This is a genomic window from Microbulbifer mixtoriginis (SeqCode), assembly GCF_052467515.1.
Genome location: NZ_CP174314.1, coordinates 468,989 through 482,384, shown reverse-complemented (window position 1 = coordinate 482,384; position 13,396 = coordinate 468,989). Strand labels below are relative to the sequence as shown.

Sequence of the window (13,396 nt, the reverse complement as noted above, 5' to 3'; positions counted from 1 at the left end):
GTAATTGGTACCTATTGCCAATTTTGCGAACTGGTCCAAATTTTTAACGTTAGGCGACACCGAAGCAAAGCTCCCTCTCTGGTACTGGCCAGAAACAATCAACTGAGGAGGGAGCCCGCGGAAGCTAGATACCTACCAGGTCAGACCACCTGCCGGGCGGCGGAACATATTCTGGATACTGGAGAAATCCAACTTCTGGTTTTCATCACTGGCTCCGTGTAGCTGATAAAGGTTTTTTGCCAGAGCCCCCATAGGCGTGGAAGAGGCACTGGTAGTTGCAGCATCCATGGCGAGCCCCAGGTCTTTCAGCATTAACGCCACGGTGAAACCACCAGAGTAACCATTTGCCGCAGGTACATTCTCCATAGCACCTGGGTAGGGGTTGTAATTGGCCAGAGACCAATTGTTGCCAGAGCTCTGCATCATGATCTCGCTCAGGACCTTGGGGTCCAAGCCTTTGTCGACCCCCAACTGCAGGGCTTCGGCGGTACCGGTCATATGGATCGCCAGAAGCAGGTTGTTACAAATTTTTGCCACCTGTCCTGCCCCAGCCGAGCCGGCATGAAAAATCTTGGCGCCCATCGCCTGTAACGGCGCCCGCGCGGCATCTACTGCCGCTTCTTCACCTCCACACATAAAACACAAGCTACCAGCCTGAGCTGCCGCGGTACCCCCTGAAACTGGCGCATCAATGGCGAGTAGGCCCCGCTCAGATGCGGCCTCATTTACCAGGCGGGCATCTTCTGCAGAGATGGTTGAGCAATCGATAATCAGAGTATTCTCAGCCAGGCGGTTCAGCAGCCCCTCTTCTCCCAGATAAAGCCCTTTCACCGCCGCACCACTGGGCAACATCGAGACCACAATGGAAGCCCCCTCAGCCGCCTTCATTGGGGAGTCGCAGGGCCTACAGCCATCTTCTTGCGCCTGCGCCAGAGCCGTGGGATTGAGATCGAAAGCCGCCACACTAAAACCGGCTTTCACCAGATTGGCCGCCATAGGGCCGCCCATATTCCCCAGACCAAAAAAGGCTATTTTTTCCATAAAAGCCACTCCATATTTTGTTGTTGGTATCCCGTGCGCAAAGCGGCCCGGGTCGCTTTATAAATCCGCAAGCGGATGCGCCCTGCTCCAGGGAGCAGTAAAACAGCTCTCCAGCTGTTGTGGACTAATTTCCTCCATGCTAAGAGGCCGCCACTTTGGCGTGCGATCCTTGTCAATCAATAGAGCCCGCACCCCCTCCTTGAAATGACCACTGGCACAGAGGTTTACCGCAAGAATCAGCTCCATCCTAAACACATCGGCCAGAGACAAGTGGCGCGTACGTCGCAACTGCTCCCACACCACCCAGGGGGTCAATGGCGAACCACCGGCCAGAGTAGTGGCGGCACGCTGCAGCCATTTATCCACTCCTTGGTAGGCGCTGATTGCCGCGCAAACCTCAGGCAGGCTGGCAAAGTCGGTAAGCTGTTGAATCTGGTCGTAGTGTTCACGCAGCTGTGATTCCGGCCGCTGCAATGGGGAGAGTTCGCAACTTTTAAGGCAATCGCTTACAAGGCGGTGGTTAAACGCACTACTGGCCGAATAATCCAGCGCCGCCAGCGCCGCCAACACGGGCTCGCGCTGATCCTGGGCAATAATACGGTCGGCCATACCGGCAAATAGGGCATCGGCCCCATTAAACTGAGCCCCTGTCAGCCCCAGGAAAAGCCCCAGGCGACCCGGCATACGGTTCAGGAACCAGCTTCCACCCACATCGGGAAATAAGCCGATAGTGATTTCCGGCATCGCCATACGTGTGGTTTCAGTCACAATACGGTGGCTGGCACCTGCCATAATGCCGATACCACCGCCCATCACAATACCGCCCCCCCAGACCACAATCGGCTTCGGATAAGTGTGTATTTGGTAATCGAGGCGATATTCACGAGAGAAGAATTCAGTCGTGTAACTATATTCCGGCGTCTCACCGTAGGCGGCCGATTGCTCATACAGCGCCACTACATCGCCCCCAGAACAGAGGGCTTTATCTCCACTGCCTTCTATCCACACAGCGGCCACGTCATCGTCATGCGCCCATTGACCTAGTTGCACTGAAAGCAGATCAATCATCTGCAGGTTGAGCGCATTAAGCGCCTTGGGCAGGTTGAGGGTCGCGATCGCCAATGCGCCGCGCCGGGAGAACAACACCGGGGAGTCCTGATCCATTGCTATCTGTCTTATTGCTCTTGTACTAATTAGCGTCGCAGTTAAGCACAGATCAGATTCAACGTCAGCCACACGCGAGTACAACGGCGACATGCTTGGCGGCGCGGTTGCACTTTTTACGCAAACTGATAAGTTGCGCGCAAAATCTGAGCGATTGCAACACCCAGTTACGGAACCCCAAATGGCTGAATACGTATACACCATGAACCGGGTGGGCAAAGTAGTGCCCCCCAAACGCGAAATTCTGAAGGACATTTCCCTTTCCTTCTTCCCCGGCGCCAAAATCGGCGTACTCGGTCTCAACGGCGCAGGTAAATCCACCCTGCTGCGCATTATGGCTGGGGTCGATCAGGACTTTAACGGCGAAGCCCGCGCAATGCCCGGCATCAAGGTCGGCTACCTGCCCCAGGAACCGCAACTCGATGCCAGCAAGACCGTGCGCGGCAACGTAGAGGACGGTGTACACGAAGCCATCGACGCCCTTGCCGGCCTGGAGCAGGTCTACGCCGATTACGCCGAGCCCGACGCGGACTTCGATGCCCTGGCCAAGAAACAGCAACAGTTCGAAGACATTATCCAGGCCTGGGACGCCCACAACCTGGAGCACCGCCTGGAAGTTGCCGCAGACGCCCTGCGCCTGCCCCCCTGGGATGCGGACGTCAACAATCTGTCCGGCGGTGAAAAACGCCGTGTGGCCCTTTGCCGCCTGCTGCTGTCCCGCCCGGATATGCTGCTTCTCGACGAACCCACCAACCACCTAGATGCGGAATCCGTATTCTGGCTGGAGCGCTTCCTGCACGATTTCACCGGCACTGTGGTTGCCATCACCCACGATCGCTACTTCCTCGACAATGTTGCCGGCTGGATTCTGGAACTGGATCGCGGCCACGGCATCCCCTGGGAAGGCAACTACACCACTTGGCTGGAACAGAAAGAAAAACGCCTGGAGCAAGAGCAGCGCGGCGAACAGGCTCGCGCCAAAGCCATGCAAAAGGAACTCGAGTGGGCCCGCCAAAACCCCAAGGGCCGTCAGTCCAAAAACAAGGCCCGTTTGTCCCGCCTGGAAGAAATGCAGTCCCAGGACTTCCAGGCCCGCAATGAGACCAACGAAATCTACATTCCGCCCGGCGAGCGTCTCGGCGACAATGTGATTGAGTTTAAAGGTGTGAGCAAAGGCTTCGGCGAGCGCCTGCTGATCGACAACCTGTCTTTCCGCGTGCCTAAGGGCGCAATTGTAGGTATCGTCGGCGGCAACGGTGCCGGTAAGTCCACTCTGTTTCGTATGATCAGCGGCACCGAGCAGCCGGACTCCGGCGAGATCAAGACCGGTGAAACCGTTAAGGTCGCCTACGTTGAGCAGGGCCGTGAAAATCTGGATGACAGCAAGACCGTATGGGAAGCCATCTCAGACGGCCACGATATGCTCAAGATCAACAACTACGAAGTGGGCTCGCGCAACTATGTTGGCCGCTTTAACTTCAAGGGCAGTGACCAGCAGAAGCGCGTAGGCGAACTCTCCGGTGGTGAACGCGGACGCCTGCACCTGGCCTACACCCTCAAGCAGGGCGCCAACGTACTGCTGCTGGACGAACCCTCCAACGATCTGGATATCGAAACCCTGCGCGCCCTGGAAGAAGCCCTGCTCAACTTCCCAGGCTGCGCCCTGGTAATCTCGCACGATCGCTGGTTCCTGGACCGCGTTGCCACCCATATCCTCGCCTATGAGGGTGAGAGTGAAGCGGTCTTCTTTGAAGGTAACTACACCGAGTATCACGAGGACTTTGTGCAGCGCAAAGGTGAGGATGCAACGCCTCATAGGATGCATTATAAGAAGCTGAAAACCTAAGAATAAAAAAGCCCGCGTAATGCGGGCTTTATACTAGCTCGATATTAATTCAAATTACTACTCCAGCTTTTTTAATTGCCGACAGATGGAGCCGGATCAAATCCATCACTAGGACTCACTTGAATATAATTTTCGACTTGCTTTATGTTCTCTTTTTGTAAAATTTAAGATTTAAAAAAACCACGCGTTAAACCGCTAGCTTTATGCAGCACAGCAGTTTCACTTTGATCTAATTATCTTTTTACCATTTTTTATACTCAAAATAAGCTTTAAAATATCCAACAGCTGAATCAATTGCAGTTTCTGGATCAGGCTTAATGTCGATCTTAATACTCACCCCTCCCCTTTTTCGATAGGATCCGCCTCACAATTTAAAATCGGAAATTTCCATACACCAATTAAAAAGGCCCCTAGTAGTGAGTTGATTCAAGTATGAATTGATTGATGATCATCGGGAATAAATCAAGCTCTTCCCTACTGGTTTAAAATGAAGAAAGGAGGGCAAAAGCTCATTGACAATCAAACACTTAATAATCATACCCTATGGGCTTTGTATTCAGGAGCACGATGAAAAGACCCTACCTCCCACTATCCATCACTGAATATTTGTTGAAGAGGGCTTCAATTTAGGGAAGAGTAAGGAGTTTTCTTACAAGCCTAGAGAAATATCTGCAGCAACTGAACCAAAAGTCTTTGCTCAACGGGAAAGGAGATTTCTCTAACTGCTGCTTTATATCAGCAAAAAGGAACCATGAAACCGGATAAATCAAGTTTGGTACGGATTTAAAGTGGATGATGGTAGTCAATGACAAAGCCATCCCACTGATACCCCCCTTATTTCGACATTATCTGCAGAAGTAAATTTATTACGTCAATTACCTGATAAACACAAAAATGCATCGCTTAGAGTATGACAAACCGGCAGACTCTTATCCTCCTAGAGATAGCCGCTGAGTCGCGGAATCGACCGTATCTGCCCACACAAGAGGGACAGAAAAACCTCAAGGCAATAAGATGATAGGGAGCTCAAATGACATGCCTGAAGCTGAAAATTGAGTAAACCCTTGCACAACTGAATAATTACTGTCATTTGACCACTAAATGAGAGAATCATTTAGCCCTGCTTCAAGATTCCCGCTACCAGAAAAAATTAAAACTGCGCCAAGCAAGAAATAAAATCACCATCACCAACAAAGGAAGTGAACTTTTTGGCAGCCCTTCAGCTACACAAAAATTAGAAACAACTCTCAATTAAAGAGGAAGTAAAATTATTTACGCACATTAAAATTTCACAACAAACCAACATCCACCGCTTATAAAATAGCAGACTAGATTAGAATCTACAATTAGAAAAAAATAAGGGGTTACTGACAAAAAAACCACATCTTTATTAACCTCATAAGGGAGCCGCATAATAAACCAAAAAAGCAACTAAACTGTAAAATCAACAATGCAGCACAAAAATATTTCTGAAAAAACTATCAACTCCACACCTATTTCACCTACAGCGTTACAACCCCAAATAAAATCCCTCTAAGGCGAAAATCTATCTCCTCACCTTAGAGGATTAACTATTATGCGGCAGACATAGCCATAGCTTGGGGGGGAGGATCAATTCCTGTCATTGGTCCAGCTTGAATATCAGTGTCTATATACATATGCTTGCTCCTTTTAATAGTAAGGCAATAGTTGCATCCAACAACGGTGCTGGATAAACATAGCTTAACCCGCTTTATACCTGTCACACCACAATTAACCAAAAATTATGGGTGAGCGATCACAATCAAGCTATTCGAATAGTTTTGTACACAATGAAACGATCGTCTTAAATTGTCTGGATCTAAAGCTGCAAAACTCTCATCCAGTACCAACAACTCGGAATTCTGTAAAAGTGCCCGTGCAATAAATAAGCGACTCATCTCACCGTGAGATAATCTCCACCCCATTTCTCCCACCATCTGTAACATCCCTGCAGGCATTTTTTTAATCAGTGGAGTCAAACCTAATTCATCACAAACTTTATAGGCTCTACGAACACTCTCCGCCTTTGGTGGCCATTCATCACCCATTAATAAATTAAATAAGAAAGAATCGCCAAGTACATGGTTTTCATGAAATTGTGGTACTGATGCAACCAGCCTGCGCCAATACTCAGCACCAATACTGGTTCTATCGTACCCATTAATAAGTAATATACCCTCTCTTTGCTTTTGGATACCGGCAATCACATTTGCAAAAGTAGATTTACCTGAACCAGAAGCCCCCTGTAAAACTACTCGATCACCAGGATAAATACTCAGCTTACAGTTTTTTAAGACCATCTTGTCTTGATTAGGGTAATTAAAACTTAAGTCACGGATATAGCACAATGGCTGCTTGGGCCCTTGTATGTCTGAATGAACTTTATTGGCCAATGAGATAGAGGTAACGCCCCGCTTTAAAGCAGCCTCCAAGGAAAAAAGTTCACGCACTTTTTCCCAAGTCACCAGGGCGCTGAGTCCACTGGAATACCCTGTCATGCCTTTCAGTACTGCGCGATATCCAAGCAGTACCCCCCCCAAAGCCGCAGCAATTTGCCCACTCTCAGTATTGCTATTGACAAAAACAGGCACCAAGCCAGTTATACCCAATAGCAACCAGAAACGTGGCAAAAATGCGACGAGGCGAGTCATGTTGCCATCCATTGCCGTAGAACTTCGCAAATACTCTTCCAGTTCCTGATCTTCCCCCCGGTGCCAATCCGAAGGTTTCTGCTGTGCCAATCGAGTCCGATGGCCAAGCATTTTCTCAATTAGACGGTGGGTCATACTCAAACGTTGACCAGTCCAGTATCGACGAGCCAAATACTGGGCACGCCCTAAAGCGATGGCTATAAGTAAAAATATGGTCAAAATCCCCAACGATATTGGAGTTCCAAGACTTAGCTGTAGCACCATGAAAGCCAATACCAGCTCTACACCACCGAGTAGTAGCATAAAGCTCGCCTGTAGCGCACTGGCTTCTATATTTTCTGCATCATAAACACGCCCAAGTATCTGTCCCGAACCCATATGCCGCACCTTGCCTGGATCTATTCGCAAAGCGCTGGCGAGTAAGCGCTGCTTCAACAGTGCACCGGTTTCTAGCGATATGGAACCTTGTAACCGAGCAGTTAAGAGTGAAAGGGGGATCTGTGTTATCAGTAATAATACCCAGGCTACCAGCCAGCCACTATCTACATGGCCATCAAGAACAGCACGACCTATCAACCACCAGCTGGCTATAAACAAGAGTATTTGTATTGTGTGGCAGGTGATCATACTTAGAAAGCGTAAATGCTGGCGATGCTGGCGCAGCTGCTGCCAAAAAGAGCGATGGGAAGGCTGCCGCAACAACCAGCAATCATCGATTTCTAGCCCTACTAGATTTTCTCGTAATAATGCCTCTGTGGCTTTTTTACGCCGTCGCCCAACTATTTCGGCACTATCCAGTAGGCGTGCAATACGTTGACGCTGAGGTGTTTCTTGTGCGCTTGTTAGTGCTCTCAACACTTGACCTGGACGCAGCTTTACGACTTGTTGTGATGGCGTAAGAAGATGTAAAAAACGACGATTACCACCACACAAAGCGATGAAATATTCCCCCTCCGCAAAGCGCAAACACAGTAAGGCTGGTGCGGCCCGAACCAGCATCTGCTCCAACTCCCCATATTTGCAGTTAACTCGCTCAATATTTAAATCGAAAGCTTCTGCCTGTAACTGTAAGCGCGCATCTGTATCCCAATATACTTGCGCTTTGCTTTCGGAGTCAGGAACTGCAGGCTCAAGGCCGCTATGAAGAGCCAGGGCTTTCACTGCACCATCTAGCTGGGCAGCAGGCCAACAGAGATGGCGCAGCTTGCTTATGGAAGCTTCAGGTTTCACTATGCACCTCTTGAGACTGCACAGCGCCTCTATCTTGAGCCCGTTTTTTTATTGCCGATTGAAGCTCAGTAATTCGCCCTTGTTCCATACGCAGATGGCGCCAATCAGCACTTTGCCAACACTCTTGCCAGAGTCTCTTTTCCGCTGTAAGAAGTTGGACATAACGAGATTCAGTTTGTGTTTCCAGATTTGCGGGTGCGTCATCCTCAATAATTTGCCCATCTTCTACCACCAATACGCGAGGAAAATCTTTGGTTTCTGAAATATCATGAGTGATGCAAATTAAGGTGGTGTCTTTCCATACTCGCCTTACACGAGCAAGTAAGCGCTGGCGTTGCCCGCGGTCTAGCCCGCGAAACGGCTCATCTAAAATGACACAAGCTGGAGACTCTCGGCCTAGAGCACGACCTAATCGCACGCGCTGCCCCTCCCCTCCGCTGACAAGCGCACCACTTTCCCCCAAGGTGCTCTGTAAACCATCAGGCAAGGAGGCAACTAGGTTTAATAGATCAGCCTGTTGTAGTGTTGGGAACAAGGAGGAAGAGGAGTCATTACCGTAGTGTAGGTTATCCAGCAAACTGCTATTCCAAAGTTGTATTACAGGGTCGACCCAAGCACAACTTAGACGAAAACGACACAGTAATTCACCCTGTAACTTCTCGCCATCTAACAATAGGATTCCACTCTCAGGGTTATGCCAACCCAACAATAAACCGGCCAAGCTCGACTTGCCTGCACCAGATGAACCAACAATGGCGATATGCTCTCCTGAAGCAATATTCAGATTAATATTCTTAAGAATACTTCTGCCACAGGTTTTAACACTGACATTATCAAAACGAAATGATACAGGCTCTTTTAAAGGTTGAACCCCTAAATCTTTAAAAGACTCTTCACTAGCACCAACTGTAACCGCTTGCAGTGGCTCTAAAGCTCTCAACAAGGTATTTCTATGACGAGGGTAGCTCCGCATTAACTGTGCGATATCTTCCCCCAGTGGCGGTAGTGCCAATACCCAATAAATAAGCAGAAGTAAGTAGGGACTTGCCCCCAGGATCTGAACACAGTAAATCACCAGTACACAAGTGAGAACCCCATTCACAATCAGCTGCACCGCTTGGCTATTAAGCTGGAAACGCAAAGAGGAATAGCCTGCTTTAATCCACTCGGTGAGCAAACTTTCATGTTCACGGCGAACAGACTCTCCAGCACCGTGTGTACGAATTGGTATTATTCCCAGCAGGGCATCCATATAAAATCTAGCCAGAGCGCCAGTATGGGTCTGGACACGCATATTATGATCACTAAGTACTGGCTGAAATAACAGAGGGATAACTACCTGTAACCCCGTTATTAATAACACCAGAGGCGCGGTTGTGGGCGCTATCCAAACGATACCAGTAGCTGTTGCGAGCAGTGACAACCCTTTGAACAGTATCCCTCCCCCCAGTAAAGGCAACTCTCTCAGAGCTGCTATACGATGACCTCTCTCTGCGGTATCTGAGGTTGGGCGGCTTTGAAAGAAATGGTCTGGTATTTTCGGCAAGGCGGAAAGAAAGCGCATGCGAAAACGATTTTCCAAGTGCTTACCAATAATTAGCTGCAGCTTGGTCATCGGCCACTGCACAAGTATGAGTGTCAACATAAATCCCAGTAATAAAATGACAGCGCCGATTCTCTGCACCTCCGTAGCTAGTTCCGAGTGGATATCGATCAAACCTCGAAATAGCAGTGCCTCAACCATCACACCAAGCACCGCAGCAAACATCGCTAGCATCACGATACTCGGGGCAAGCAAACCATCCTCTCGCAAAAACTTCCATAACTGACGGAGTGGGCTTATTGACTGTACTTGTAAAGCTTTGCTTAGAGCCTCCGATTTAGGTTTGATTTCTTTCCTTTCACGTACTCCCTTTACGCTGACTATTACGGCGCCGCTAAACTCCAACAGCTCTGGTTCAAGCTCAACTGTGTCAACTTCTTCAGTACCGGGAGAACTGGAAGGGCGTACACACCAATAGCTCTGTGGCACTAGTTGATAAGCGTTAATCGTGTCTTCTGAAAAGTCACTTATCAGCCTTTGCAACAATGCACTTGTTTCTGCCCCTCGTCGTACCGCACCAGAGCCAACGAGCGCTGCCAACATTCTTACACTGGCATCTAGAAATGCCAGTGAGAGCCAGTCCCCTTTCTTCAAGGCTTGCTCACACATTACTTCGCTGATGGATTTAGAAATTCTCAGCTGTTCCATCCGCTCTTGCAGGGGATCGATAAAATCTTTTCCTCCAGCCCAACTTCTCCACCCTTGCGGCGGAACGCGCATAGTGTGGATATGCAACTCATCGAGAAAGTGTCGCGCACTGGGCCAACGCCTTCCCGAGGCTGGGTCCATAACCTGCATAATTCCCCGGTGATTACGCCAAGCCACAACAAAGTGAGTATTACCATTGGGCAAGCGCACCACCACCAGCCCCGGCAAGTAGCCAGCTGAACCTAACAGTAAGTGATCTTTGGGCACGACCATCTGTGCCGCATCCAACCCCAGCTCAACCGCAATTTTCTCTAGGGTATTAATAGAAGTGCCGTCTACATCAGTTTGACAGGCATCACGCAAGTGGCCGTAATGTACATTTACACCAAAGCCTTCAAGCAAGCTCTTAAGGGATGCAGGGCCACAATCCATATTGGAAGTTTGCACAACTTCGGGAACCAACCAGCGAACTTGTCCCTTCACTACAGGGTCTCCAACGAATTTACGCTACTTTCTTTTTGCCCTGATAAGAAGTCGCCAGCACTTTGCAATAGCAACTGATATGGTGTCTTTACTCCAGTGGCAATCTCTACCCTTGCTGGTAGGTCATGCAATAGCGGCAACTGTGGGGGAATCTCTCCACGGAGAGATAACTCAACGAGAATCTTTCCTTTTTGCACAGCACTAGCGACCCGCTCTACACGGGCCTGTAACTGACCATAACGCGCCCAGGAAAACCCATCTAATTTTACTCGCGCACTCTGCCCTGAACGAATATGTCCCAAAGCAAGGGCAGGAGAGAAAAACGCCTGTACGGTGATATTACCCTCAGCTTGTAGTGTGGCAATCTGCTGCCCCGCGACTAATACCTCCCCTTCCTGAATATCCGCCAGTGAAGCAAGTTTACCGGAGATAGGCGCACGCAGACGCTGTTCATCTACCGCCAAGGTGCTCTGTTGAATGCGAGTATCCACCTCCGCCAGCTGTCTATGTAGATCTGCTCGACGCTGTTCCAATTCACTCATGGATAACTGGTACTCGCTAGCCAATTGTTCCCGGCGATCATGGGTTGCTCTTATTGCCGCTTCCGATGCGAGGGTGGCCATGGCCATTTGCTGATAGGTACGTTTAGCTGCAAGGTAATCAAGTTCAGAGCTTTGCTGTTTCTTCAGCAAGCGTTCATAGCGCTCCGCCACATCTGCCTGAATCTGCTGGTTGTTCATCTGAAGTTTGTGCTGTTCTTGGAGTAGCTTCAGCTGATCACTTAAAGCCTTGTCGTCTTCAGTAAATTTTTTATCCCGTAAACGCTCCTCTCGCTCTATTCCCAATAATTGATCCGAGAGGCTCTGAGATACTCGAAGATCACCATCTAGATCCAAATCAAATGCCCTGGTATCCAGCTCTATCAGCAAGTCTCCTTCTCTCAAGGTATCTCCTAGCGAGGCAGTAATAGCAACTACTCTTCCTGTACTCTGGGTGCTGACATGTACAGTATTCTGCTCTTGTTCAAGTCTCGCCTGGTCACTAACGCTATAAACTGTGATTTCTTTAAAAAAAAACCATATCCCCCAGCCCAGCAATAGAAATACCCCTAATGTGCTTATCAGCGCTAGAGAGTAGATTGAGTCGGAGTTGATCGCGCGGGAAGTTTGAATAAACGGTGTTGGCAATACGATTCACCCTGTTTGTACCAGTTAAGGCGAGAAAGATATTCATTGTATTTATGCGAAACCAGTGTGATCTGTGAGCCGCGGCGCCAAATCTAATTCTCTATTATCTGATAGTCAAATTCGAAGAAATTTTACTTACTGGAGAAGTTTCACATCCCGATCAAACCCGTGATAACAGCTCAAGCAGGCCTGGAAATACCTAAAAAGGCAAGGGCTGATAAGTCACCCCTCTTTAGATATTTGAAATGTGAAATTAGGATATCAAGCAATACCTCTGGGGTCATCTGAGGACTTCTACGCTCTATACTGAGTAGATTGACGATAAAATTACAGCCAATTACAAAAACCCTGGTACTGATACACGGTCTGTTTCATAGTGATTGGTACTGATCTAAAGTCAATCAAAGGCTCGCGCTGGGTCTTTAGCCTAACCCAAACAGGCCTAGGTGAGTGCCAACACCTCCTTTCCACTAAGGTGGGTATCAGTACTTTCTTTGACGATATAGTCAACCTGATAGCATGGAAGGAGTTACAAGAAATATCGGTAGTTGGGCACGGCCTTGGTGGAATCACAGCCTCCACTTTAGCTGATAAATTAAGAGACCGTATTCAGCATTTGATTTATCACAATGCTGCTACCACTCAGGTGAGCCATTGCCTCTATGAGTAGCTGCCATGAAAACAGGGCCCAGAGATTCGCTAATAGCCTATTAGTTCGGGGAAGCCAATGTTTTATGCCTACCTCAGCCTCCAGTTTTGATATAACAAATCCGAATGATATAGCTTAGGTGGAGAGCCACCTTACCCTATCCAGTTAGAACTTATCTAGACTCTGTAAATATATCGAAGCTTGTTGGATCAGGGTTAGACTGCACTTACATCGCGTACAGAAAAACTCTACACACCTCTTTTTCATTCAAGCAGACACTAGGTAAAAACCAAAATAACTAGAAAATTAAATATACAACAACAGTGCACAGCGCCCCCATTAATGACCCTGATATTGCCAGTGATACCCTAATAGATTTGTAAAATTAGCAGCTTATTTTTTAACAGCTACACTAACTGTATATTAGTTGCTCGAAGAAGCGAGAGCCTCTTCAATAGAGATATTAGGAATTCCACATATGTCCAGCTGTAAAATATTTGTAGAAGTCTCGAAGATAATTCCTGACTCTGCAGCCAATATCTTCAATGAGATAGTGACCAAGCGCCTGGAAACAGAGGGAGAAAAAATTCCAGTTGTCGTGATCGAATCCAAGCAGGTTGAGCCGGCCGGTTGTTATATCGAAATTCTCTGTAATAGAACACCTCATCGCACTCATGAGGTGATACAAAGCATGGCCATTGAGCTTGACAATACAGCTAGAAGTATATTTCAGATTGACGAACCTATCGGAGTAAGGATTCAAATGGTGGATGATGATTTTTTATCCAGCATAAACTAGGCCTTGAGAGCAAACATGAACACTCTCGATAAAGGAAGCCTTCTTTTTATAGAAGACCTCCAGCAAAAAATATC

General features: G+C 48.3%; 7 protein-coding genes. 2 read left to right on the top strand and 5 right to left on the bottom strand.

Annotated features, from left to right (window positions below):
* Positions 1-132: 132 nt before the first annotated feature.
* Together mmsB and ACJJIT_RS01895 are read right to left on the bottom strand one after the other, a co-directional pair.
* Entirely contained in the window at positions 133-1,041 is a 909-nt protein-coding gene (gene mmsB / locus ACJJIT_RS01900) for a 3-hydroxyisobutyrate dehydrogenase (protein WP_444889365.1), read from the bottom strand.
* 57 nt (positions 1,042-1,098) lie between these two features.
* Positions 1,099-2,205 (bottom strand): enoyl-CoA hydratase/isomerase family protein, encoded by a 1,107-nt coding sequence (locus ACJJIT_RS01895; RefSeq protein ID WP_444899789.1) that lies wholly within the window; start codon positions 2,203-2,205, stop codon positions 1,099-1,101.
* A 181-nt stretch (positions 2,206-2,386) separates the two neighbouring features.
* On the opposite strand from ACJJIT_RS01895, the gene ettA reads away from it, so the two are divergent.
* A complete protein-coding gene (gene ettA / locus ACJJIT_RS01890; RefSeq protein ID WP_444899788.1) occupies positions 2,387-4,051 on the top strand; it encodes an energy-dependent translational throttle protein EttA in 1,665 nt (554 codons plus the stop codon).
* Between the two features lie 1,763 nt (positions 4,052-5,814).
* Here ettA and ACJJIT_RS01885 read toward each other — a convergent pair.
* The 3 genes from ACJJIT_RS01885 to ACJJIT_RS01875 are packed head-to-tail and all read right to left on the bottom strand — an operon-like array spanning position 5,815 to position 11,874.
* A complete protein-coding gene (locus ACJJIT_RS01885; RefSeq protein WP_444899787.1) occupies positions 5,815-7,953 on the bottom strand; it encodes an ATP-binding cassette domain-containing protein in 2,139 nt (712 codons plus the stop codon).
* The gene (locus ACJJIT_RS01880) at positions 7,943-10,687 is read right to left on the bottom strand and encodes an ATP-binding cassette domain-containing protein (RefSeq protein WP_444899786.1); all 2,745 of its coding nucleotides are present in this window, start codon (positions 10,685-10,687) and stop codon (positions 7,943-7,945) included. Before ACJJIT_RS01880 ends, ACJJIT_RS01885 begins: the two co-directional genes overlap by 11 nt.
* Positions 10,687-11,874, bottom strand: coding sequence for an HlyD family secretion protein (locus ACJJIT_RS01875; protein ID WP_444899785.1), 1,188 nt, complete (start codon positions 11,872-11,874; stop codon positions 10,687-10,689). Before ACJJIT_RS01875 ends, ACJJIT_RS01880 begins: the two co-directional genes overlap by 1 nt.
* Before the next feature lie 1,127 nt (positions 11,875-13,001).
* Here ACJJIT_RS01875 and ACJJIT_RS01870 point away from each other — a divergent pair.
* Positions 13,002-13,322 carry a hypothetical protein gene (locus ACJJIT_RS01870; RefSeq protein ID WP_444899784.1) on the top strand — a complete coding sequence of 107 codons (321 nt, stop codon included), beginning with the start codon at positions 13,002-13,004 and terminating at the stop codon, positions 13,320-13,322.
* Positions 13,323-13,396: the final 74 nt, after the last annotated feature.

Coding starts and splice junctions, on each gene's coding strand:
- mmsB (WP_444889365.1), bottom strand. CDS start 1,041: ATGGAAAAAATAGCCTTTTTTGGTCTGGGGAATATGGGCGGCCCTATG.
- ACJJIT_RS01870 (WP_444899784.1), top strand. CDS start 13,002: ATGTCCAGCTGTAAAATATTTGTAGAAGTCTCGAAGATAATTCCTGAC.
- ettA (WP_444899788.1), top strand. CDS start 2,387: ATGGCTGAATACGTATACACCATGAACCGGGTGGGCAAAGTAGTGCCC.
- ACJJIT_RS01895 (WP_444899789.1), bottom strand. CDS start 2,205: ATGGATCAGGACTCCCCGGTGTTGTTCTCCCGGCGCGGCGCATTGGCG.